At 74.2% G+C, this 23,589-nt stretch carries 19 protein-coding genes; 8 read left to right on the top strand and 11 right to left on the bottom strand.

Annotation, left to right across the window (positions count from 1 at the left end):
• Nucleotides 1–187: 187 nt before the first annotated feature.
• Complete coding sequence (locus tag L7N97_RS18215; protein ID WP_237479712.1) at nt 188–1,426, bottom strand: DUF3095 domain-containing protein; 1,239 nt, start codon at nt 1,424–1,426, stop codon at nt 188–190.
• 155 nt (nt 1,427–1,581) lie between these two features.
• Between L7N97_RS18215 and L7N97_RS18210 the strand changes: the two genes are divergently transcribed.
• The 3 genes from L7N97_RS18210 (at nt 1,582) to L7N97_RS18200 (ending at nt 4,873) form a co-directional block, all read left to right on the top strand.
• The gene (locus tag L7N97_RS18210; protein WP_237482295.1) at nt 1,582–2,991 is read left to right on the top strand and encodes a circularly permuted type 2 ATP-grasp protein; all 1,410 of its coding nucleotides are present in this window, start codon (nt 1,582–1,584) and stop codon (nt 2,989–2,991) included.
• 113 nt (nt 2,992–3,104) lie between these two features.
• Nucleotides 3,105–4,058, top strand: coding sequence for an alpha-E domain-containing protein (locus tag L7N97_RS18205; RefSeq protein WP_237482294.1), 954 nt, complete (start codon nt 3,105–3,107; stop codon nt 4,056–4,058).
• Between the two features lie 8 nt (nt 4,059–4,066).
• Complete coding sequence (locus L7N97_RS18200; RefSeq protein WP_237479711.1) at nt 4,067–4,873, top strand: transglutaminase family protein; 807 nt, start codon at nt 4,067–4,069, stop codon at nt 4,871–4,873.
• 76 nt (nt 4,874–4,949) lie between these two features.
• On the opposite strand, the gene L7N97_RS18195 is transcribed toward L7N97_RS18200, so the two are convergent.
• Complete coding sequence (locus tag L7N97_RS18195) at nt 4,950–5,381, bottom strand: SRPBCC domain-containing protein (protein WP_237479710.1); 432 nt, start codon at nt 5,379–5,381, stop codon at nt 4,950–4,952.
• 108 nt (nt 5,382–5,489) lie between these two features.
• On the opposite strand from L7N97_RS18195, the gene L7N97_RS18190 reads away from it, so the two are divergent.
• The 4 genes from L7N97_RS18190 (at nt 5,490) to L7N97_RS18175 (ending at nt 11,295) form a co-directional block, all read left to right on the top strand.
• Nucleotides 5,490–6,392 (top strand): HpcH/HpaI aldolase/citrate lyase family protein, encoded by a 903-nt coding sequence (locus tag L7N97_RS18190; protein ID WP_237479709.1) that lies wholly within the window; start codon nt 5,490–5,492, stop codon nt 6,390–6,392.
• A 171-nt stretch (nt 6,393–6,563) separates the two neighbouring features.
• Nucleotides 6,564–8,489 carry a hypothetical protein gene (locus tag L7N97_RS18185; RefSeq protein WP_237479708.1) on the top strand — a complete coding sequence of 642 codons (1,926 nt, stop codon included), beginning with the start codon at nt 6,564–6,566 and terminating at the stop codon, nt 8,487–8,489.
• A gap of 99 nt (nt 8,490–8,588) precedes the next feature.
• Nucleotides 8,589–10,025, top strand: a complete 1,437-nt coding sequence (locus tag L7N97_RS18180; RefSeq protein WP_237479707.1) for a heme biosynthesis protein HemY — start codon at nt 8,589–8,591, stop codon at nt 10,023–10,025.
• Between the two features lie 163 nt (nt 10,026–10,188).
• Complete coding sequence (locus L7N97_RS18175; RefSeq protein WP_237479706.1) at nt 10,189–11,295, top strand: carboxylate-amine ligase; 1,107 nt, start codon at nt 10,189–10,191, stop codon at nt 11,293–11,295.
• Nucleotides 11,296–11,313: 18 nt separating this feature from the next.
• Here the strand turns inward: L7N97_RS18175 and L7N97_RS18170 are convergent, their stop codons facing one another.
• The 7 genes from L7N97_RS18170 to L7N97_RS18140 all read right to left on the bottom strand — a co-directional run bounded on the left by L7N97_RS18170 (nt 11,314) and on the right by L7N97_RS18140 (nt 19,300).
• The gene (locus tag L7N97_RS18170) at nt 11,314–12,150 is read right to left on the bottom strand and encodes a glycosyltransferase family 25 protein (protein WP_237479705.1); all 837 of its coding nucleotides are present in this window, start codon (nt 12,148–12,150) and stop codon (nt 11,314–11,316) included.
• Between the two features lie 52 nt (nt 12,151–12,202).
• On the bottom strand, nt 12,203–13,504 hold the full coding sequence (gene purB / locus L7N97_RS18165) for an adenylosuccinate lyase (protein WP_237479704.1): 1,302 nt from the start codon (nt 13,502–13,504) through the stop codon (nt 12,203–12,205).
• Nucleotides 13,505–13,771: 267 nt separating this feature from the next.
• On the bottom strand, nt 13,772–15,352 hold the full coding sequence (locus L7N97_RS18160) for a SulP family inorganic anion transporter (RefSeq protein WP_237479703.1): 1,581 nt from the start codon (nt 15,350–15,352) through the stop codon (nt 13,772–13,774).
• An 8-nt stretch (nt 15,353–15,360) separates the two neighbouring features.
• Complete coding sequence (locus L7N97_RS18155) at nt 15,361–16,059, bottom strand: carbonic anhydrase (protein WP_237479702.1); 699 nt, start codon at nt 16,057–16,059, stop codon at nt 15,361–15,363.
• A 157-nt stretch (nt 16,060–16,216) separates the two neighbouring features.
• Complete coding sequence (locus L7N97_RS18150) at nt 16,217–17,530, bottom strand: ATP-binding protein (RefSeq protein ID WP_237479701.1); 1,314 nt, start codon at nt 17,528–17,530, stop codon at nt 16,217–16,219.
• A 6-nt stretch (nt 17,531–17,536) separates the two neighbouring features.
• On the bottom strand, nt 17,537–18,244 hold the full coding sequence (locus tag L7N97_RS18145; RefSeq protein ID WP_309242815.1) for a response regulator transcription factor: 708 nt from the start codon (nt 18,242–18,244) through the stop codon (nt 17,537–17,539).
• 111 nt (nt 18,245–18,355) lie between these two features.
• Nucleotides 18,356–19,300: an alpha/beta fold hydrolase gene (locus tag L7N97_RS18140; RefSeq protein WP_237479700.1), complete on the bottom strand. Its 945-nt coding sequence runs from the start codon at nt 19,298–19,300 to the stop codon at nt 18,356–18,358.
• A 255-nt stretch (nt 19,301–19,555) separates the two neighbouring features.
• Here L7N97_RS18140 and L7N97_RS18135 point away from each other — a divergent pair, with 255 nt between their 5' ends.
• On the top strand, nt 19,556–20,368 hold the full coding sequence (locus L7N97_RS18135; protein WP_237479699.1) for a class I SAM-dependent methyltransferase: 813 nt from the start codon (nt 19,556–19,558) through the stop codon (nt 20,366–20,368).
• Between the two features lie 28 nt (nt 20,369–20,396).
• On the opposite strand, the gene L7N97_RS18130 is transcribed toward L7N97_RS18135, so the two are convergent.
• Together L7N97_RS18130 and L7N97_RS18125 are read right to left on the bottom strand one after the other, a co-directional pair.
• Complete coding sequence (locus L7N97_RS18130; RefSeq protein WP_237479698.1) at nt 20,397–21,080, bottom strand: N-acyl amino acid synthase FeeM domain-containing protein; 684 nt, start codon at nt 21,078–21,080, stop codon at nt 20,397–20,399.
• A 132-nt stretch (nt 21,081–21,212) separates the two neighbouring features.
• Nucleotides 21,213–23,453 carry an EAL domain-containing protein gene (locus L7N97_RS18125; protein ID WP_237479697.1) on the bottom strand — a complete coding sequence of 747 codons (2,241 nt, stop codon included), beginning with the start codon at nt 23,451–23,453 and terminating at the stop codon, nt 21,213–21,215.
• Between the last annotated feature and the right edge of the window lie 136 nt (nt 23,454–23,589).

Below are 23,589 nucleotides of genomic sequence, written 5' to 3'. Positions count from 1 at the left end.
GAATGGAACGCTCCTCGGACCGATGCGGCGACGGACGGTCTGCGTTGCAGTCTAAGCGGGAACCATCGACTGTGCTAACCAAATCGAGACCCGCGCCCTTCCGTTCCATGGCGTCCGTCACAGCCGCGGCGCGACACATTTTCGACGCGCCCTCGGGCGGCCCCGCCCCGGCCTGCCCGCGTTCCGGTCATCCTGCCCGCCCGCCGCGGGTGCCTGCCGAAACGGAAGGCAGGGGGTGCGGTTCGGCCTCCTTGCTCTTGAGCATCGCCGCCGCGACCGCGTAGCCGCCGGCCGCGCCGTCGACGAAATGCACGTGGTCCGGCCGCCCGGCCGCGGGCACGATGCAGGTCACGAGCGCCTCGCCCTGGCGGTGGAGGCCGTGGCGGGCGACGCCCTCGGCTTCCGCCGCGGCGAGGCGGGCCGCGATGGCGTCGGCGGTGGCGGGCGGGCAGTCGATCGTCATCATCAGCCCGTCGTCGAACTTGCGGAAGTCAGAGTTCTCGACGAGCTGGCGCCGGTAGTCGGCCGGCACGACGCCCCCGGCCCGGAGCCCGGTGCGCAAGAAGAACGTGTGCACCGCGGATCGGGCGGCGGTGCGCAGCCGGCTTTCCGTCAGCGAGCGGCCGAGGCCGCGGTGGAGCCGCGCCTCGATGTCGAGCCCGCCGGGCGGCCAGCGGTGTTGCGGGCCGCCGACCGGCACGGGATGGCCGCCGCGCGGGGCCGTCCTGGCCAGCGCCAGCACGTCCGAGCAGGCCCGCACGAAGCCGGGACTCGCCGCGTCGCCCACGGGCTTCACGATCACCGACAGCACCGTGCCGTGGGCGGCCGCGATGGGGCGGAACCGGCAGGTGAGGCCGCTGAGGTCGGGCCGCGCGCCAGCGGGCGCCGGCGGCAGCGCCAGGCGCCCCGCCTTCATCTCGCGCTCGGCCCAGTCGCGGCCGCCGCCGGTGAACATGGCGTAGTCGACGTTCTCCGAGGCGGCGACGCGCGCGACCCGCAGGTCGGCCCCCGCGGCCCGCACCGCTCCGACCGACACTGCGGCGGCGCGCAATGCGAGCCCGAGCTCCGCCCCCACCCAGGCCACGGTGGCGGCCAGGGCTTCGGCCGCCTTCCCGGCGTCCCCCGGCGCCACCGCGAAGGCGGCCCCGTCGCCGGTGAACACGAACGGAAAGGCGAGCGTGCCCAGCGCGTTGGACACGGCCGAGATCACGGCCGCCCCCGCGGTGTTGACCGCCTTGTAGCGGCCCTCCTCCAGCGCGCGCGTCGAGGTCACCACGTCGGCCAGGCCCAGCACCCAGTCGTCCGGGAGCGGCGCAGTGCTGTCCGCCTCCACGGCGGCGTCGAAGTCCCGCGCCACCGGCAGGGCGGCGTAGAAGCCCACCGTCGCGCCCGCCGTCGCGGCGGCGGCCCGCGCGTCCTCGGCCATCCCCTGCCCTTCCCGTTCGCCCTCCGGTCGAGAGCCGCAGGGTTGTTTTCCCATAGATCCGGGCCGTTTGCATGGCATAAGCTTTGCGAAACTCTGCGGCGCGCCGCATCGCGAGGAGTCCCCGAGTGCCCGTCGAATCCCGGTTCTTCGATGAGATGAGCGAGGCGGGCGGAGCTCCCCGCCAGGTGTACCGGCGGCTCGCCGACTGGCTGGGCAACGTGCCGCCGGGCCTGCTGGCGTCGCGCCGCGCCCAGGCCGACCTCCTGTTCCGCCGCATCGGCATCACCTTCGCGGTCTACGGCGACAAGGACGCGACCGAGCGGCTGATCCCCTTCGACCTCGTGCCGCGGCTGATCGCCCGGTCCGAATGGGCGCGGCTCGAAGCCGGGCTGATCCAGCGCGTGAAGGCGCTGAACATGTTCCTCGCCGACCTTTACGGCCCGCGCGAGGTGGTGCGGGCCGGCATCGTGCCCCCCGAACTCGTGTACCGGAACCCCTACTACCGCCCCGAGATGATCGGCGTGAAGGTGCCGCACGACGTCTACGTGCACATCGCCGGCATCGACGTCGTGCGCATCGACGCCGACGACTTCTACGTGCTGGAGGACAACGCCCGCACGCCGTCCGGCGTCTCCTACATGCTGGAGAACCGCGAGGTGATGATGCGGCTCTTCCCCGAGGTGTTCTCGGCGCACCGGGTGGCGCCGGTCGAGAACTACCCGGACCAGCTCCTCGCCACCCTGCGCTCCGTCACGCCCCGCACCGCCGACCGCGACCCCGTCGTGGTTCTGCTCACCCCCGGCCAGTTCAACTCGGCCTATTACGAGCACTCGTTCCTGGCCGACAAGCTCGGCATCGAGATCGTGGAAGGGCGCGACCTGTTCGTCGAGAACGACGTGGTCTACATGCGCACCACCGAGGGGCCGAAGCGCGTCGACGTCATCTACCGCCGCCTCGACGACGACTTCATCGACCCCCTCGCCTTCCGGCCCGACTCGATGCTCGGCGTGCCGGGGCTGATGAGCGCCTATCAGGCCGGCTCGGTGACGCTCGCCAACGCGGTCGGCACCGGCGTGTCGGACGACAAGGCCATCTACAGCTACATGCCGGACATCATCCGCTTCTACCTCGGCGAGGACGCGAAGCTGAAGAACGTGCCGACCTACCGCTGCCGCGAGCCGGACGCGCTCGGCTACGTGCTCGACCACCTGCCGGAGCTGGTGGTGAAGGAGGTGAACGGCTCGGGCGGCTATGGCATGCTGGTCGGCCCCCACGCCACGCGGGCGCAGATCGACGCCTTCGCGGCCAAGCTCCGGCACGACCCCGACAACTTCATCGCCCAGCCGACGCTGGCGCTGTCCACCTGCCCCACCGCCACGACGAGCGGCATCGCGCCCCGCCACGTCGACCTGCGCCCCTTCGTGCTGTCGGGCGCGCGGGGCGCCCGCGTGGTGCCGGGCGGGCTCACCCGCGTCGCCATGCAGGAAGGCTCGCTCGTGGTGAACTCGAGCCAGGGCGGCGGCACCAAGGATACATGGATCGTGGACGACGGAGATCGCGCGTGACGGGTGACACGGCCCAGACCATGGGCAACGGCGGCATGCCCCAGACCATGGGCGGCATGACCCAGACCCTCGGCCGCGCGGTCGCGATGGAGCGGCCGACGCGCAAGTTCACCATGCTGTCGCGCACGGCGGACAGCCTGTTCTGGATGGCGCGCTATATCGAGCGCGCCGAGTTCCTGGCCCGCACCATCGAGGCGGCGCAGCGCCTGTCCGCGCTGCCCACCGCCTACAACGAGCACGGCACGGAATGGGAAAGCGCGCTCGAATCCTCGGGCGTGTCGGAGCTGTTCCACCAGAAGCACGAGACCGCCGAGGCCGACACCGTCGTCGACTTCCTCACCTTCGACGCCGAGAACCCGTCCTCCATCCGCAACTGCATCGAAGCGGCGCGCACCAACGGGCGCGCGGTCCGCACCGCGCTCACGGCCGAGATGTGGGAAGCCATCAACGGCGCCTGGCTGGAGCTGAAGAAGTTCGAGGACGCGCTGAAGAGCGGCTCCGACCGCACCGAGGAGGTGCCGCGCTTCCTCGACTTCGTGAAGCAGACCTCGCTCCTGTTCGACGGGTCCATGATCCGCACCATGCTGCGCGACCCGTCCTTCTGGTTCGCGCGGCTCGGCATCTTCGTGGAGCGCGCCGACAACACGGCCCGCATCCTCGACGTGAAGTACCACGTGCTGCTGCCCGACACCGAGACGGTGGGGGGCAGCCTCGACTACTTCCAGTGGGCCGCGATCCTGCGCACCGTGTCGGCGCTCACCGCCTATCACTGGATCTACCGGGAAAGCATCAAGCCCTGGCTGATCGCCGACCTCCTGATCCTGCGCTCCGAGATGCCGCGCTCGCTGCTCAGTTGCTACGAGAACATCGTGTCGTGCCTCGACTCGCTCGGGCGCGCCTACGGGCGCCAGGGCGGGGCGCAGCGGCTCGCCCGCAAGACCATGGCGCAGCTTGAGAACGCCTCGATCGGCGGCCTGTTCCAGGACGGCCTCCACGAGTTCATCACCACGTTCATCGACGACAACAACCGGCTCGGCGCGAGCATCAGCGAACAATATCTGGTGTAGACCGCCCCATGCATCTCAGGATCCGCAGCGACATCCGGTTCGGCTTCCCGGCGCCGGCCCGCAACCTCACCGTGCTGCTGCGGCTGTCGCCGCGCTCGCACGAGGGCCAGCACGTCACGGGGGTGCGCATCGACGCCGACATCGACTGCTCGCTCCGCGTCGGCCAGGACGCCTTCGGCAACGTCACGCACTCGTTCAGCGCCGCGGGGCCGCTCGACGGCTTCACGGTGACGTCCGTGTGCCAGGTCGAGACCTACGACGCGGCCGGCATCGTGCGCGGCGGGGCCGAGCGCCTGCCGCTCGACATCTACCTGCGCGACACGGAGCTGACGGCGCTCGACGCCGGCCTGCGCCAGTTCGCCGAGCGCGCCACGGAGTCCGAGCCGGAGCCGCTCGGCAAGCTCCACGCGCTGATGCACGCGGTGCACGGCGAGATCGCCTTCGAGGACAAGCCGCCGGAGCCCGGCGCGCCGGTGGTGGCCCCGACGGCCGCCGGCGCCTTCGCGGCCAAGGTCGGCGACGCGTCGAGCCATGCCCACATCTTCGCCGCCGCGGCGCGCCACCTCGGGCTGCCGTGCCGCCACGTCACGGGCTACCTGCTGCGCGACGGCCGCGGGACGGGCTCCGCGGCCCACGCCTGGTCGGAGGCCTACGTCGAGAGGCTCGGCTGGATCGGCTTCGACTCCGTCGAGAAGCTGTGCCCGAACGGCCGCCACGTCCGGGTCGCGACGGCGCTCGACGCGCTCGGCGCGGCCTTCTTCCGCGGCGTCGGCACGGACGGGACGGCGGCGCACGCGACCATCACGGAAGGGTGATCCGAAGGCCGCAGGCCTTCGGGACGCCGCCCCGAGCCCCGCGAAGGGCCGGGGCGCTTCGATGCCGGCCCCCGCGTCAGGCGCCGTTCTCGACCCGCTCCTTCAGCGCCGCGTTCATCTTCTCGAAGCCATCGCGCACCGTCGAGGTCGCCACCACGGAGGCGCCCGGCGCCAGGATGCCGGAGAAGGTCTGGGTCTGCACGAAGCGCGTGCCCACGGGGTCGGGCGACAGCTCGATGATGTGGTCGCGGTCGAACAGGCCGTTCAGGCGCATCTTGCTGTGCCAGGTGATGCCGGAGTTGGTGGCGAGCCGCGTCACGACGGCGTCGATCGGCAGCGTGCCCACCGGCGAGGCGATCGACACGGTGATCTTGCCGCCCTTGCGGGCCTGCCCGGCGATGGCGCGCAGCGTCGGGTTCCATTCGCCGTAGCGGCCCCAGTCCATCAGGACCTTCCACACCGCCTCGGGCGGGGCCGCGATGTCGATCGATGCCGTGATGCGCGTCATGGTGTCCCTCGCCCTGCCGTGTCGTCCGCCGCCGCCGCCGCCCGGATCCGATGGTGGCCGCCGGCGGAACGCCGTGCTTTATGGCGGTCCCATGACGGATTCGCACCCATGATCGTTCGTCCGCGCCGCAGCGTGCTCTATGTCCCGGCCAACAACGCGCGGGCGGTCGCCAAGTGCCGCACGGTGGACGCCGATGCGGTGGTGCTCGACCTCGAAGACTCCGTCGCCCCGGCCGAGAAGCCCGCCGCGCGGCGCGCCGCCGTCGAGGCCTTGCGCGAGGGCGGGTTCGGCCACCGCGAGGTCGTGGTCCGGGTCAACGCGCTCGACACGCCCTGGGGCCGCGACGACCTGATGGCGGCCGCGGCGGCCCGGCCCGCCGCGCTGCTGCTGCCCAAGGTCCAGCGGCCGGGCGACGTGATGTTCGCCGCCCAGGACCTGTCGCGCGCCGAGGTGCCCGAAACGGTGCGGCTGTGGGCCATGGTGGAGACCCCCGCCGCGGTGCTGGGCGTGGCCGACGTCGCCCGCACCGCCGCCGACCCCGCCTCGCGGCTCGACGCGCTGGTGATCGGCACCAACGACCTCGCCAAGGACCTGCGGGTGCGCGTCGGGCCGGGGCGGGAAACGCTGCTCGTCTGGCTCGGCGCCTGCGTGGCGGCGGCGCGCTGCCACGGGCTCGACGTGATCGACGGCGTGTTCAACGGCCTCGACGACCCGGACGGCCTCGCCGCCGAGGCCGCGCAGGGCCGCGACTACGGAATGGACGGCAAGACCTGCATCCACCCGAACCAGGTGGCGGCCTGCAACGCGGCCTTCGCGCCCTCGGCCGGCGAGGTCGCGGCGGCGCGGCGCATCGTCGAGGCCTTCGACCGGACGGACGCGGCCTCGGTCAACGTCATGCGGATCGATGGACGCATGGTGGAACGGCTCCACGCGGACGCGGCGCGGCGCGTGCTCGCCGTGGCCGAGGCGGCGGCGGCGCGCGACGGGGGACGGGCCGCAGCGGCGCTTTGACCCCGTGGCGGCGGCACGCTAGACCGATCGCCGCCGTCTCATAAGATCGACGATGGGCGCGCCGAACGTCCCGCGTCGGCGTTGATGCCGTCGAGTTCGGACGGGACGGCACGGCCCCGGCGGCGCTTCTGGAGGAGCGCGGCCGGGCGGGATGCGGAGAAGGAAGCGGGAATGGCGGACAACGGGAACCGGGGGCCGAACGACTTCCGCGCGCGGAACGGCAAGCGGCGTCGCGAACCGCCGATCATCGACGCCTCCGCCACCGAAGTCCCGCTCGACCCCGTGACGCCGGCCGACGCCGTCCCATCCGAACCCGCCTCGGCCGGACCGGCCGACGACCCCGTGCTGTTCGGCGGCGCGCGGCGCACCTCCGAGCCTGAGCCCGCCGGCGCGGGCGAGCCCGAGATCGTGCCGTCCGCGCTCGACGGCGAACCCGCCCCCGGCGAGCGCGCGCCCTCCCCGCTCGATCCTGCGGATGCCGAGGCGAAGCCGGCCGAGCCCGTCGAGCTCGTCGTCCCCGTCGAGCCGACATCCGCGGCCGAGCCCAAGCCGGCCGAGCCGATCGAACCCGCGACGCCCGAGGCCGCGGCGTCCGCCCCCGTCCCGCCGCTGGCCGGCACCGGCGAGCCGTCCCGCGCCAGCGCGTTCGCGGCCGAGCCGCGATCCTCGTCGCCCGTCGTGGCGCCGGCCCGCTCGGGAGGCGGCGGAGCGGCCTGGCTGCTCGGCCTGTCCAACCTCGCCCTCCTGGCCGCCCTCGGCTGGGTGCTCTACACGGCCCCGCAGCGCGACGGCCGCGCCGAGATCGCCGACCTGAGGTCCAAGGTGGCGGCGCTCGAAGCGCGGCCCGATGCCGCGCAGGTGCAGAACGGCGTCGCGGGGCTCGACAAGACCGTGGCGGGGCTCTCCGCCAAGCTCGACGCCGTGGCCCAGCAGGCGCAGGGCGCCAAGGCCGACGCCGACCGGGCCGCCGCGGCGGCCGGCGCCGCGCAGTCGGACGCCAACAAGGCGCCCGCGACCGGGGCCGCCGCGGTCGCCACCGTCGGCGCGCTGGCGGCGCTGGCCGCCAGGGTCGACGGCGTCGACAAGGGCGTGTCGGCTCTGTCCGCCGAGCAGGCGAAGACCGCCAAGGCCGTGGCGGACCTGCCGAAGCCCGTCCCGCCCGACTTCGGGCCGACCGACGCCAAGATCGCGGGCGTCGAGTCCCGGCTGTCCGGCAAGGTCGCCGCGCTCGACGGCCGCCTCACGGCGCTGGACGGCAAGGTCAACGGCTCGGACGCGCGCCTCAACGCCTTCGACGCCAAGGTCAACGGCGTCGACGGCAAGATCAACGGCTTCGACGCCCGCATGAACGGCCTCGACGCGCGCATCAACGGGGTCGAGTCCAAGCTGACCGAGACTGCGACCGGCCTCGGCCGGCTGCAGGCCACGGTGGCGAACCTGCCCCGGGTGGACCTGTCGCCGCTGCAGGCCGCCACCGCGGCGCTCGGCGCCGAGGTGGCCAAGATCGAGGGCCAGTTGTCCGCCCCGAAGGACGGCACTCGCGTGACGGAAGCCCGCGCGGTGGGCAGCGCCGACGAGACGCGCGCGACGCCGATCGCCCTGGTGGGCCAGGCGGTGGGCCGGGCCATCGCGGACGGCCGCCCCTACAGCATCGACCTCGACGCCCTGAGGGCGCTCGGCGCCGAGCCGGAAGCCGTCGCCAAGCTGCAGCCGCTGGCCGCCAAGGGCGCCCCCACCGCGGCGGCCCTCAAGGCGCAGTGGGACGCGGTGTCGCCCGACGTGCTGGCCGCCACGGCACCGGCGCAGACCGGCTCCGCCCTCGACCGGCTCGGCGCCAGCGCCCTGTCGCTCGTGCAGGTGCGCCAGGTCGGCGCCGTCAAGGGCGACGACGCCGGCGCGGTCGCGACGCAGATCGACGCCGCGCTCGACGCGGGCGACGTGGCGGGCGCGCTCGCCGCCTGGGGCAGGCTGCCGCAGGCCGGCCAGGACCGCTCGAAGGACTGGGCCGCCGCGGCGCGCGCTCGGGTCGAGGCCGCGCAGGCGGCGCAGGGCCTGGTCGCGCGCGCCATCGCGACGCTGGGCAAGACCAAGAGCTGAGGCGGGGTGCCGGGGGCGCCGCGCCCCCGGCCCTTTGACACCCGCGCGCCCGTCCCGAGGCGGCGGCCGCGGTGACGATCCGATGAGGGTGGGCGAACCATGATACGCGTGCTGATCTATTTCGCCGTCGTGGTGCTGCTCGCCATGGGCGTGGTCTGGCTGGCGGACCATCCCGGCATGGTGATGGTCACGTTCGGCGGGCGCGAGGTGCAGACCTCGACGCTGGTCGGCGCCATCGCGCTTCTGGCGGCGGCCGCGGCCGTCGTCGTCCTGTGGACGATCCTCCTCGCGCTGCTCCGTGCTTGGCCGGCGTTCCGCGGCTGGCGGGGCTCGCAGCGCCGCCGGAAGGGCCTGGCGGCGCTGTCGCGCGGGCTCGTAGCGGTGGGCACGGGGGATCAGGTCGTGGCGCAGCGCTGCGCCGTCGAGGCCGAGCTCGCGCTCGACCGCGAGCCCCTGGTGATGCTGCTGAAGGCCCAGGCGGCGCAGATGGCGGGCGACACCGCCGCGGCGGAGAAGACCTTCGCGGCCATGCTGAACGCGCCGGAAACGCGGGCGCTCGGGCTGCGCGGGCTCCACATCGAGGCGCAGCGCCGCAGCGACCCCGAGGCCGCCTACGCCTATGCCGAGGAGGCGCTCAAGACCGCCACCCTGCCCTGGGCCGGCGACGCCGTGCTGGAGCACCGCGCCGCGCGGGGCGACTGGGACGGCGCGCTCAGCGCCGTCGATCGCAACCTCGGCGGCCGCCTGATCGACCGCGCCACCGCCAACCGCCAGCGCGCCGTCCTCAACACCGCCAAGGCGACCGAGATGGCGGACCACAATCCTCTCGAAGCGCTGATGCTGGCGCGCGAAGCCCTGAAGGTCGCACCGACGCTGGTGCCCGCCGCGGCGCTGGCCGCCAAGCTGCTCACCCGCCAGGGCGACACCCGCCGCGCCACGAAGCTGATCGAGACCGCCTACGCGGCGACCCCCCACCCCGACCTCGCCGACGCCTACCTGAACGTCCGCTCCGGCGACTCCGGGGCCGACCGGCTCGCCCGCGCCGAAACGCTGTCGCGGCTGCGGCCGGGCGACCCCGAGAGCGCCATGGCGCTCGCCCACGCGGCGCTGGACGCGCGCGACTTCGGCCGCGCCCGCGACGCGATGCGGCCGCTGGTGGACGGCGCCGCGGGCGCCCGCCCGACCGTGCGGGCCTGCCGCCTGATGGCCGAGATCGAGGAAGCCGAGCACGGCGATACCGGCGCGCTGTTCGAATGGCTGCAGCGGGCCCAGCGCGCGCCCCGCGACCCGGCCTGGATCGCGGACGGCGTCGTGTCGGACCGCTGGAGCCCCTGCTCGCCCGTGACGGGCCGGCTCGACGCCTTCGAATGGGCGACGCCGCAGGAGCAGATCAGCGCCGGCGACGAGGTGGAGCACCTCCGCGACCGCCCCGCGCCGGCCGACGCGCCGCTCCTGGTCGAGAAGGCCCAGCCCGCCGACGAGGCGCGCCCGGCCGAAGCCGAGGCCGCGGCGGCCGAGGACGTGCCGGCCCACTGACCGGCGACAGGGCGGTCACGGGTCGCCGCCCCGGCCCCGGGTCCTCCGCCGACGGCGATCTGACGCTTCCCCGGCCCCGCCGCAGCGGTCGCGCCCGGCGGCGCCGCGCCCTACACTCGCGCCGCGGTGGCACGACGCTCCCGTGACGCGGGCGGAGGTCGGCATGACGGCGCGCTACCGGTTCGGCATCGAGGAGGAGTTCTTCCTGGCGGACGCGGCGACGCGCGGCACGCCGCCGGGGAGCCTCGCCGCCTTCCACCACGCCGCCAAGGCGCGGCGGCCCGAGGCCGAGCGCGAGCTGCTCCAGCTCCAGATCGAGACCGCCTGCCCGCCCACCGGCGACGCCGCGGAGGCCCGCGCCGCCCTCCTCGCGATGCGGGCCGACCTCGCCGCCGTGGCGCGCGACCACGGCCTGCTGCTGTTCGCCGCCGGCACCCACCCGACCGCCCGCTGGGGCCGCCAGCGCCTGACGCGCAAGCAGCGCTACGCCGACATCGCGCGGGACATGCAGCGCGTCGAGGCCCGCAACATGGTGTGCGGGATGCACGTCCACGTCGAGGTGCCGGAGCCGGACGCCCGCGTCGACCTGATGAACCGCTTCCTGCCCTTCACGCCGCTCCTGCTCGGCCTGTCCTGCTCGTCGCCCTTCTGGCAGGGGCGCGACACGGGGCTCGCCGCCTACCGCATGAGCGTGTGGGGCGAGCTGCCCCGCACCGGCCTGCCCGACCTCTTCGCGGACGCAGCCGACTTCGACCGCTACGTGGCGGCCCTCGTCGGCGCCGGCGTGATCCCCGACGCCACCTTCCTGTGGTGGACGCTGCGGCCCTCGACCCGCTACCCGACGCTGGAGCTGCGCGTGGCCGACAGCTGCACGCGGCTCGACGACGCGCTGGCCCTGGCGGCGCTCTACCGCTGCCTCGTGCGGATGCTCGTGCGCCGGCCGGAGGTCAACCGCGGCCCGACGGGCGCCGACCGGGGCCTCGCGGCCGAGAACCTGTGGCGCGTGCAGCGCTACGGCACCAGGGCGACGCTGGTGGACGGTGCGGGCGCGGCCGGCTTCGCGGAGCGGCTCGACGCCGTCCTGGCCGAGGTCGCCGAGGACGCCGACGCGCTCGGCTGCGCGGCGGAGCTCGATCGGGCGCGGCGCATCGCGACTGATGGCACCAGCGCCGACCGGCAGGTGGCGGTCCACGCCGCGGCGGCGGGCGGCCCGGGCGCCGCCGCCGCCGCGGTGGTCGACTGGCTCGCGGCCGAGACGGCGCGGGGGTGACCCGATCGGCCCGCGCGATCACTCCACGGACGACGGGCGGCAGCCAGCGAGGGCACGGTCGGCGAGGTCGAAGCCGGCCGGGCAGACTGCAGTGCGGGACCGGCGGCCGGCCCCCGCCCAGGCGCACAGGGCGCTCGCGGCGAACATCGCCTTGGCGGCCGCGCGCGGCAGGGCCGGCGCCCGCCGCCGCGCGCAGGCCCCGTCGTCGCGCGCCAGCACCGGCGGCACAGGCGCCGTCGTGACCGGCAACGGCAGCACGGTCCGGACCCGGATGCCGAAGTCCCAGCCCCGCTCGAAGGCGACGTCGTAGGGGAAGCGCATCGGCAGGATCCCGGCCAGCAGCGCTTCGGCGGCGGCGCGGTTCACCAGATAGGCGGCCGACCCGGCCGAGCGATATGGCAGAGCGCAGAGCCGGACGCCGGGCGCGATCCGCCGCGCCGTGAGGCCGAGGCGGGAGTGGTGGGCTTCGAGCTTGACGAGGTCCCAGTCGTCCGGCGCCGCGGGATCGACGAGGGCCGACACGAGGTCCGCGGCCGCGCGGGTCACGACGGCGTCGTCCTCCAGCACCACCGCGTGGCGGTGCGGCGTCGCCAGGAAGGCCCTGAGCGCCCGCAGGTGGCTGAGGGCGCAGCCGACCTCGCCGGGCAGAACGTCCCGCCCGTGGCTCCTCCGGTACAGCTCCGGATCGACGCCGGGCAGCGACGGCGGCAGCGCACGGCCGTCGACGGCCGGCACGCGCGCGAAGGGGATGCCGAGGGTCCCGAGATCGGCGCCGACCGCGGCCAGGCGGTCGGGCGACCGATCGAGGTTGATGACGAGCCAGAACGGCCCCTGCCCGGCTCCGCGCGCGCCCATGGTCCTCCCCCGTGCCGGACCGACCGGACGGGCGGAGGCCGCGGGCGACCCGCTAGCCGAAGACGCGCGCGAAGATCGTGTCGACGTGCTTCGTGTGGTAGCCGAGATCGAACAAGGGTTTCAACTTAGCGGCGGGCAAGTGTGCCGTGACCTCGGGGTCGTTCGACAGGAACTCCAGGAAGTCCCCCTCGCCGCGCCACACCCGCATGGCGTTGCGCTGCACGAGGCGGTAGCTGTCCTCGCGCGACACGCCGGCCTGGGTCAGCGCCAGCAGCACGCGCTGCGAGTGCACGAGGCCGCCGAGCCGGTCGAGGTTGCGCTGCATGTTCTCCGGATACACGAGCAGCTTGTCGATCACCCCCGTCAGCCGGGCCAGCGCGAAGTCGAGCGTGACGGTCGCGTCGGGCCCGATCATGCGCTCGACGGAGGAATGCGAGATGTCCCGCTCGTGCCAGAGCGCGACGTTCTCCATCGCGGGCACCACCATGCCGCGCACGAGGCGGGCGAGGCCGGTCAGGTTCTCGGTGAGCACCGGGTTGCGCTTGTGCGGCATGGCCGAGGAGCCCTTCTGCCCCTCGGAGAAGAACTCCTCGGCTTCCAGCACCTCGGTGCGCTGGAGGTGGCGGATCTCGATGGCGAGGCGCTCGATCGACGAGGCCACGACGCCGAGCGTCGCGAAGAACATGGCGTGGCGGTCGCGCGGGATCACCTGGGTCGACACGGGCTCGACCTTCAGGCCCATGGCCTTCGCGACGTGCTCCTCGACGCGCGGGTCGATGTTGGCGAAGGTGCCCACCGCGCCCGACAGCGCGCAGGTGGCGACTTCGGCGCGGGCCGCGACGAGGCGCTCGCGGTTGCGCTCGAACTCGGCATAGGCCTGGGCGAGCTTCAGCCCGAAGGTGACGGGTTCCGCGTGGATGCCGTGCGAGCGGCCGATGGTGGGCGTCAGCTTGTGCTCGTGCGCGCGGTGCTTGAGGGTCGCGAGCAGCGCGTCGACGTCGGCGATCAGCATGTCGGCGGCGCGGGAAAGCTGCACGGCCAGGCAGGTGTCGAGCACGTCCGAGGACGTCATGCCCTGGTGCACGAAGCGCGCGTCCGGCCCCACGATCTCGCCGAGGTGGGTCAGGAAGGCGATGACGTCGTGCTTGGTTTCGCGCTCGATGGCGTCGATGCGCTCCACGTCGAAGACGGCGTCCCGCCCCTTGGCCCAGATGGTCTCGGCGGCCGATTTCGGGATCACGCCGAGCTCGGCCAGGGCGTCGCAGGCGTGGGCCTCGATCTCGAACCAGATGCGGAAGCGGGTCTGCGGCTCCCACAGCGCCACCATGGCGGGTCGGGAATAGCGGGGGATCATGCGGAAGGCTCCGGGGCGTGGATTTGCCCCACCCCTTAGAGGCCCGCGGCGGGCGGCGCCACCCTGCGGGCCGCCCGGGCCGGGCTACGGACGGATCCATCCGCCCACGGAGGCGCCCGACATCCCCGTCGGGCGCCTCCCGGCGCGGTCCCGCCGCGCGGGGGACCGCCGGACCGGCGCCCCTCCCTTCCTCTTTCCCGCGCCGGGGTCGAGCCCGGCGCGGCCTCGTGCGGGCGCGGGAGGACCCGCGCCCGGACTCCTCGAGCCTCAGTGCGCCCCGGCGCCCAGCCGGCGGCCGAGGCCGCCGTCGGCGGGGTGGAGCACCACGCGGGCGCCGGTGCGAGCCTTGCGCCCCATCCATTCGCGGATCAGCTCGATCGACGTGTGGTCGGCGTGGCGGAGCTCGCCGATGCGCAGGTTCACCGTGCCGGCGTCCGGCGTCGCGTCGAGCGCGCGGGACAGGGTCGGCAGCGTCAGGAAGGTCGCCTTGCCGGCGAGGCTGACGTCCGTGTGACCCGCCGCGTCTCCGGACGAGGCCGCGCGCAGGCCGAGGCCGCGCAGGTTGGCGAGGTGCGGCACCAGCTCCAGCGTCGACAGTGCCAGGCCCACCACGACGCCCGTGAGCAGGTCGAAGCAGACCACGCAGCCGAAGGTCCCGGCCCAGATCAGCGCCGGCAGCACGCCGTGGGCGCGGAACAGGTGCTCGACGTGCTTGAGGCCGACGAGGCGCACGCCGGTCACCACCAGCACGCCGGCCAGCGCCGCCATGGGCACCTGCTCCAGCACGAAGGGGGCGGCGCCCACCAGCGAAAGGATCCACACGCCGTGCAGGATCGTGGAGGCGCGGGACTCGGCGCCGGCCTGGACGTTGGCCGAGGAGCGCACGATCACCCCCGTCATCGGCAGCGCGCCGAGCAGGCCGCAGATGAGGTTGCCGACGCCCTGCGCGGTCAGCTCCTTGTCGTAGCGGGTGCGCGGGCCGTCGTGCATGCGATCCACCGCGGCGGCGGAGAGCAGCGTCTCGGCGCTGGCGATGAAGGCGAGCGCGAAGGCGGACAGGAGCACGGCGGGGCTGAGCAGCACGGCGAAGTCGCCGAGGGCGGGCGCCGCGATGCTGGCCGCCAGCGAGGCCGGAACCTGGACGTGCTTCACCGCGAGGCCGAGGCCGGCGGCGAGGCCGGTGCCGGCCAGCACGCCCACGAGGGCGCCCGGCACGAGCTTGAGCGAGGCCGGGCGGATCCGCTCCCAGCCGAGCATGCCGGCGATCGTCGCGAGGCCGACCGCGAAGGCCGCCTCGTCGCGGCCGAGCGCCTCGCGGCTGAGCGACGCGTAGGAGCCCCAGTCCACGCCGAACAGCGCGCCCGGCAGGGCTTCGAGGTTGGCGAGTCCGTGCGGCAGGGGCTTGGCGTCGACCAGAACCTGGAACTGGCCCGCCACGATCAGCACGCCGATGCCGGCCAGCATGCCGTGCACCACGGCGGGCGAGATGGCGCGGAACCAGCGCCCGAGCTTCAGGGCGCCGGCGAGCGCCTGGAACAGGCCGGCCGCGACCAGGATGGGGCCGAGGGCCTTGAGCCCGTAGGCCTGCACGGTCTGGAACACGACGACGGCGAGGCCGGCGGCGGGGCCGGACACCTGCAGCGGCGATCCGCTGAGCGCCCCGACCACGATGCCGCCGACGATGCCGGTGATGAGGCCCTTCTCGGCCGGCACGCCGGACGCGACGGCGATGCCCATGCAGAGCGGCAGGGCGACCAGGAACACGACCAGCGAGGCCGTGAGGTCGCGCGACCCGAAGGTCACGCGCGGGAGCGCCGGCCGGGCGCGGGGGGAGACGGGAGCCGACACGGCGTCCCTCACTCGGCCGCGACGGCGAAGGGCGCGGCGGCGCGGCGGTCGGCCGGGGGCACGGCCACCGGGGGCACGGCGGGGTCGACCATCGGGCGGAAGCGGCCGGTCTCGCCGTCGAGCGCCAGCACGGTGCCGGTGTCGAGGTCGAACAGCCAGCCGTGCAGCGTCAGCGTGCCGCTGGCCACGCCCGCCGCGACGGAGGGGTGCGTGCGCAGGTGGTTGAGCTGCACCACCACGTTCTCCTGGGCGAGCGCCTTGGCCTTCTCGGCGGGGGCCAGGTCGTCCGGGTAGGCGTCGCGCAGCACGGCCTCGGCCGCGCAGGCATGGCGCAGCCAGCCCGCCACGGCCGGCAGCGCGTCCGTGCTGCCGGGCTTGAGGAAGGCCTTCATGGCGCCGCAGTCCGAGTGGCCGCAGACCACGATGTCGCGCACGCCGAGCACCTTCACGGCATATTCGATGGTGGAGGTGACGCCGCCCGCGTTCGACAGCGCGTAGGGCGGCACGATGTTGCCGGCGTTGCGGCACACGAACAGGTCGCCCGGCCCGCACTGGGTGATGAGCTCGGGCACGACGCGGCTGTCCGCGCAGGAGATGATCAGCGCCTGGGGATGCTGGCCGTCGCTGACCAGCTTCCGATACATCTCGGCCTGGTTCGGGAACACGTCGCAGCGGAAGCGGGTCGCGCCGCTCAGGATGCCTTGCATGGGGTGGTTCGCCTGCTGAAGGGGACGGGTCCGTCCCGGGGGGGCGTGCCGCGGCCGAGGGGGAACCCGCCGCGACGCAGGTTCGACCCTAGCGGCCGCTTGTTTCGCAGCTGCGAGATGAACGTGACAAAGTGTTGCCGGAGCCGGGCCGGCGCCGTCAGCGCGCCGGCAGGAGCATCTCGGCGCGGAAGCCGCCGCCCGGCCGGTTGGACAGGCGGAGCGCGCCGCCCTCGCGCTCGACCACCTGCTTGACGATGGCGAGGCCGAGGCCGGCGCCCGCCGTGTTGCGGGCCCGCGCCGCGTCGAGCCGCAGGAAGGGCTCCGCGAGGCGGGGCAGCGCTTCGGGCGGCACGCCGGGCCCGTCGTCGTCGCAGCGCACCACGAGCGTCCCCGCCCGGACGTCGAGCAACAGCCGGGCCGAGCCGGCGTAGTGGAGCGCGTTGGCGACGAGGTTGGTGGCCGCGCGCCGCACCGAGGTCGCGCGCAGCCGCGCCTCGCAGCGCGCCGGGCCCTCGTAGGCCGCGTCGGCGCCGAGGTCGGCGGCGTTGTCGGCGACCGCGGCGAGCAGGCTCGCGAGGTCGACGAGCTCGGGCCGCTCCGCCGCCCCCTCCTCGCCCACGTAGGCGAGGATCGAGTCGACGAGGTCGTCGACCTCGGCGACGTCGGCCTCGAAGGACCGGCGCAGGGCGGGGTCGTCGACGAAGCCGGCGCGCAGGCGCATGCGGCTGAGCGGCGTGCGCAGGTCGTGCGAGATCGCGGCGAGCGAGCGCGTGCGGTCCTCGACGAGGCGGAGGATGCGCTCCTGCATGGCGTTGAACGCGCGGGCGAGCCGCCCGACGTCGGGCGGCCCCCGCTCGCTCGCCCGCACCGGCGCCTCGCCCGAGAAGGCGTCGACGGTGCCGGTCAGCGCTCGCAGCGGCCCGGCGAGGTCGCGCACCGTGAGCAGGGCGACGAGCAGCACGGCGCCGGCCATCACGGCCGCCAGCGCGAGGGCCCGGCCCACCACGGGCGGCAGGCTGCGGCCGTCGCGCAGCGTGAACAACACGGCGCCGCCGTCCTCGAGCCGCAGGGTGCCGGCGAAGCCGCGCCCCCCCGCCGCCACCGCGAGGTCGCGCCCTTCGAGCTCGGGCGCGGCGAGCAGCGTGTCGCGCAGGGCTTCGGCCTCGGGGCTCGCCTCGCTGGCGGCGGCGACGGCCGGGGCGGGGGCGCCCGCGGGCGCGACCGAGAAGGCGAGGTCCGGGGTCGAGATCAGCCGGGCGAAGCGGGCGCGCTCGTCCGGCTCCGCGGCGTCGAGCAGCCGGTCGGCCAGCACCAGCCGCTCGGCGAGGTTGCGGGCGCGGTCGGCGTCCGTGCGGAACAGCTCGGCGCGCTCGTAGATCAGCGCGACGCCGGCATATTGGGCCACCACGGCGGCGAGCAGCACCAGCATGATGCGCCCGGCGAGGCTCCCCGGCCAGTGCGGCCGCAGCACCGCCGCTCAGTCCCGCTCGACCGGCACGGCGAAGCTGTAGCCGACGCCCCGCACGGTGCGGATCAGCGCTGCCTCGTCGTCGCCGAGCTTCCGGCGCAGGCGGCTCACCAGGACGTCGATGCTGCGGTCGGTCGCCTCGCCGAGCCGGCCCCGCGACAGCTCCAGCAGGCGCTCGCGGCCGATGACGCGCTGCGGATGGTCGACGAACCCCACCAGCAGGTCGTGTTCCGCGCCCGACAATTCGACGCGCGCGCCGGACGGCGCGAACAGCGCGCGCCCGCGCAGGTCGAGCGTCCAGCCGGCGAAGCGGGCGCGGTCGCGCCGCGGCTCGCCCGCCGCGGCCGGGGCGGAGCCGCGCCGCATCACGGCGCGCACGCGCGCCAGCAGCTCCTTCTGGCCGATCGGCTTCGACAGGTAGTCGTCCGCACCCATCTCGAGCCCGAGCACGCGGTCCATCTCCTCGCCGCGCGCGCTGACGATGATGATCGGGATCGCGCTGCGCGCCCGCAGCGCGCGGCACAGGTCGAGCCCGTTGCCGCCGGGCAGCATGATGTCGAGCACGACGAGGTCGAAGGTGCCCGCCTCGAGGCTCCGTCCCATCTCGACGCCGTCGCCGACCCCGGTCGCCTCGTAGCCGTTCTCGCGCAGGGTGCGAAGCATGAGGATGCGGAGCGCGGGGTCGTCCTCGACGACCAGGACCCGGTTGGCCGTCACTGGACCCCTTCACACCGCCGCGGCGCCGCCCGCCGGCCCGGGCCGGATGTCGGGGAGGATCGTGGCCCCGGTGTGGCGCGCCGGCCGTGACGCCCTGGCGTGACGGAGGCGTCAGCCTCCGAGGCTGAGGCCCAGCGACGAGACGGGGTTTTTCCGGTCGAGGTCGTGCAGGAACCGGCCCAGCAGGGCGTTGAACAGGTCGGGCGCCGTCAGGAAGGGCGCATGCCCGGCCCGCGGGATGACGTGCCGCCGGCCCTCCCACAGGGAGCCGTAGGACAGGGCGTCGACGTAGTGGCCGTCCACGATGGCATCGTCCGCGCCGTCGATCACGGCCAGGGGGACCCGCATGGCCTCGACGACCGCCCGCTCGTCCGAGGCGCCCCCCGCGAGCGCGTCCGCCATCACGCGGCTCCGGGCGCGGCCGTCGGCCCGCCGGATCGCGTCGACGAGGTCGCCGTGTCCGTCGACCCCCATCACGGCCACCAGGGCCGCGACCTCGGCCTCCGACAGTTCGGCCTGCGCGCCGAGCTGGAGGAAGGGGCCGCGCCGGAACGCGTCGGCCATGGTCGACGGGTCGGACCCGATCGGGGGGGCGCCGACCGTGAGGACGCCGACGATCCCCGGAGCGCTGGCGCAGGCTTCGAGAGCGACGTGCCCCCCGAGGGACCAGCCGAGCAGCGCGTAGCGGTCGAGGCCCAGGGTCTCGGCCACCTCCACGACGAGGTCGGCGTAGCCGAGCAGGGTGTAGCTGTGATCGGGCTCCGCCGCGTCCTCGGACGCGCCGTGCCCGAGGAAGTCGATCGCCACCATGCGGTGCCGCGCGCCGAGCGCCCCGCCCATCTGGGCCCTGAAGGCCTCCTTGCAGCTCGAATTGCCGTGGAGGAGCAGCACGGGCAGGCCGTCGCCGGAGGTTTCGCGGATCGACACCCGCCCCTGGCTGGTGGTCAGCACTCGGTCGACCCAGGGCGTCGGGGCGGTGCCGCCGCCCGCGACCTCGACGGGCCGCAGGGTTTCGGCCGGGCGCGCGGGAACCGGGGACAGGGCTGCCAGTGCCATGATGCGTTCTCCGTTCCGGGACCTCGATGGACGGGGAAGATCCCTACGCGCTCGGGATTAATCGCGGGTTCTCGTCCGACGTGCATTTCGCCGGTTCCGGGTCGCGCCGCCCGAGCCCGCGACGGCGGCCCGGACGGCCGACGGCGGCTGCCGGTTCAACAATGGCGCGTTTGAGGGCGTGGAACTCGATCAAAAGATGTCGGATAAGGTCGGGAGGATCTCGACGCCATCCGTCGAAACACCACCGGACCGGGCATGTCCACTCCCCACACGAACACATACGTCCTCGGACACGACGGTGCCGAGCTCGAACGGCTGGAGCGTCAGGCCCGCCTCTTCGCGGAGCCGACCGAGGCCGGGCTGCGGCAGGCCGGGCTGCGCAGCGGCATGCGGGTCCTCGACCTCGGCTGCGGCGTCGGCGACGTGAGCCTCGCCGCGGCCGCCATCGTCGGGCCGGACGGCGGCGTGACGGGGATCGACATGTCCGCCGACGCGGTGGAGACGGCCCGCCGGCGCTTCGCCGGCCTCGGCATCGGTTGGGCCCGCTGCGAGGTCGGCGACATCGACGGCCTCGATCCGGCCGGCTACGACGCCGTCGTGGGCCGCTTCATCCTGATGCACCTGCCGCGGCCCTCGGACCTGCTGGCGCGGCTGCGCGCCGCGTGCTCGCCCGGTACCGTGCTGGCCTTCCTGGAGATGGACGTGACCTCCGCGTCCATCACCCCGGCGATGCCGCTGTTCTCGGCCGGGCTCGACGCCATCGTGGGGACCTACCGGGCCGGGAGCGTCGAGCCCGACATGGGATCGCGGCTCTACGGGGCGTTCCGGGCGGCCGGGCTGGCCCCGAGCCTCAAGGCCTGGTGCCACGTGGTCGGGGACGACGCGCCGGACGCCTTCGACTTCCTGTCCCGCACCGTGTCGAGCCTCGCGCCCGCCATCGCGGCGGCGGGGCTGATGACGGCCGAGCTGGAGCCGTCGACCTATCGAGACAGGCTGCTCGCCGCGGCGGCGGAGGGCCACCACTGCGTGCAGTTCCCCCGCTTCGTCTGCGCCTCGGCCCGCACCTGACCGGACGGGCGGCGACGGGCGCGCTCCGTCACGCGGTCCTGCGCGCGCCCAGCCCGCCGAACAGCCCCTGCCGTTCCGCCTCGGTCGAGGCGAAGAACGGGTAGCGCGCGTGGACGGGCTGCGTCCGCCGGCGCTGGTCGAGCTTGAGCAGGCCCTGCGGCTTCGTCAGCCCCGGATAGGAGCGCGGCGGCGTGACGACCTCGTGGCCGAACACCCGCCGGTAGAAGGCCTGGTGCTCGGGACGGCACGTCGTGACGATCCAGTCCGCGCGATAGTGGTGGCCGGCCATCCAGGCGATGCGGGCCACCGCATAGGCGATGTTGGGGTGGCGGCGCGCCGCCTCGGCGTCGACCACGAAGCGCGTCCCGTCCACGAGCAGCGCGCCGCCCTCCATCATGGGCAGGATGATGTCGGGAAAGGTGGTCGTGGCGGGGCTCTCGGGGTGGTCGCGGTCGAACACGTGGACGCGCAGCGATCCGGCCAGCGTCCCGTCGACGAAGACGCCGTAGCTCGTCGTGTTGGGCGACAGGTCGTAGCGGTCGCTGAACAGCCGCGGCGTCCCCTCGGGCAGCGAGTCCTCCCGCCGGTAGGCGTCGTAGCGCAGGCGGCACACGGCATCGAAGTCGGCCCCATGGACGGCGCGGCACACCACGCGATCCAGGAGGCTGGACAGCGACTGCGAGAAGCTCCCCTTCTCCACCTTCTCATCCATCACGGTGTTCGCGTCCCTCTGATTGAGGCAGTGGAAGCTCGCTTCGGGCGGCGGAGCGACGGCGTGCGCCTCGGACCGGGGCGCGAGGCCTCTCCTCCGGCCCCGGAAGCCGTCGGCGCACCGCGGAAAGGATCAGGCGACGCGGCGCGACGGCGACGGATCGAGGCGCGCGCGGATGTCGGACGCCGGCATCGGCCGGCCGAGCAGGTAGCCCTGCACCAGCCGCACCTCGGTCCGCCCGATCAGGAGTTCCATCTGCTCCTGCGTCTCGACGCCTTCCATCACGACGGCCATGCCGAGGTCGGCGCACAGGTTGCAGATGTTGCGCAGCAGCAGCAGGGCCCGCTCGCCGAGGTCCGCGCCGCGGAGGAAGGACTGGTCGACCTTGACCTTGCTGAACGGCAGCGAGTGGAGGTAGCTCAGGCTCGAATATCCTGTCCCGAAGTCGTCCAGCGACACGCCGACGCCCATGGCGGCGATGTCCTCCAGCATGGCCGCCGCGCCCTGCTTGTCGTCGATCATCACCGACTCGGTGATCTCGACCTCCAACCGCTCGGCCGGCAGTCCGGTGGCGTCCAGCGCGTCCCGGATCGCCGCGACGGCGTCGCCGCGCCGGAACTGCGCGGCGGACACGTTCACCGCCACGGCGACGCCCTGCGGCCAGGCGGCACATTCGGCGCAGGCCTGGACCAGCACCCAGCGGCCGATGTCGCCGATCAGCCCGGCCTCCTCGGCGATGGGGATGAACTCGCCCGGCGACACGAAGCCGCGCACGGGATGGCGCCAGCGCAGCAGCGCCTCGCAGACCGCCACGCGGTCGGCGACGACGTCGTAGATCGGCTGGTAGAACACCTCGAGCTCGCCGCGCTCCACGGCGCCGCGCAGGTCCTCCTCGGTCCGGCGGCGCTGCTCGGCCGCGACCTTCATGTCGTCGCGGAACACGCGGCACAGGCCGCGGCCGTCGGCCTTGGCCTGATACAGGGCGAGGTCGGCGTCGCGCAGCATCGCGTCGATGTCGAGGCCGGGCTCGACCGAGCCGGCGATGCCGATGCTCGCGCCCACGGTGATCCGCTGACCCTCGATCTCGTAGGGCTCCGACAGTCGCCCGATGACGCGGACGGCGACGCGCTCGGCCTCCGGGAGGCCGCCGGGGAACGAGCGGTACAGGACGAATTCGTCGCCGCCGATGCGCGCCAGCAGGGCGTCCGGTCCCGCGGCCGCGCGCAACCTGTCGGCGACCGCGACAACCAGCCTGTCGCCGATGAGGTGGCCGAGCGTGTCGTTGACCTGCTTGAAGCGGTCGAGGTCGACGAACAGCACGGCGGGCAGGCCCGGCGCATCCGCGCCCGCCTCCACGGCGTCGCGGAAGGCGCGCCGGTTCAGCATGCCGGTCAGGGCGTCGTAGCGGGCGAGGTGGTCGATCTCCCGGCGGTCGAGCACGCGCGACGTCACGTCCTCCACGATCAGCACGCCGCCGCCGGCGTCGAGGCGCTGCAGGCGGCACGCGTAGTAGCGGCCGTCCCACGTCTCGGCGACGGATCCGGCCGGCGACGGTTCGGGATCCTGCAGCAGGGCCACCAGCCGGTCGTCGGGTCCGACGCCCCGCCACACCGCCGCGAGCCAGCCGAGGTCGGCGCCCGCCGGCAGAGGGCCGGGCGCGACGCCCAGCATGGCGCGCAGGCGATCGCTCGCGATGGCGATCGTCCCGTCGGGCTCGAACATGACGAGCCCCTGCGGCATGTTGGAGACCGCCGTGTCGAACCGGCTCGCGAGGCGCTTGAGTTCGCTGGCGCGCGTCACGGCGGCGACGAAGATCCCGTTGAGCCGGGCCGAGATCGCCTTCAGGGCGACGAAGAAGGGCGCCATCACGAAGACGCCGATGCACCAGTTCCACCCGCCCGCGAGCGCGAGCCCGAGCAGGACCGGTACGGCTGCGGCCAGGATCTGCACGTTGACCAGCGTCGGGCTCGCGAAGCTGCGGCCGGGCGTGCCCACGAGGTAGGCCATGATGACCGCGAGCGCGGCCAGGCGCGCGAAGCTGTCCTCCGTGAAGGCGAAGGCGTGGAAGTCGGCGGCCCCCATCAGCGCGAGCGACGCCGAGCCGCCGGCGATGTACCAGCGCTCCCAGCGCCGCAGGCCTGCCGGACCGAGGCGGGGCCGCACCGCCGCGAAGCGCCGCATCGACCACAGGCGGACGGCGCCGAGGACCAGCACGGCGGACGCGATGGCGATCAGCGCCGCGTGGTGGCCGGCGATGCCCGCCACCAGGAGCATGGAGGACGACCCGGCGACGCCGATCGCGAAGGTCGCCCCGCCGCTGAACAGCGCTTCGACGTGCGACGTGTAGTCTTCGAGCGGAAGCTCGGCGCGCACGGCCCCACTTCTGCGTTTCGCGATCATCGTCATGGCGCCGCACGGGTTCAACGGGCGATGTGGGTCGTCACTATCCTGGGATAGGCGACAAAAATGACGTAATCGTTCACCCGTGTCGACGTGCGGCGATCGACTT

This window comes from Lichenibacterium dinghuense (assembly GCF_021730615.1).
In the GTDB taxonomy this organism is placed as follows: Bacteria; Pseudomonadota; Alphaproteobacteria; order Rhizobiales; family Beijerinckiaceae; genus Lichenihabitans; species Lichenihabitans dinghuensis.
This window is presented reverse-complemented; position numbering and strand designations above follow the sequence as displayed.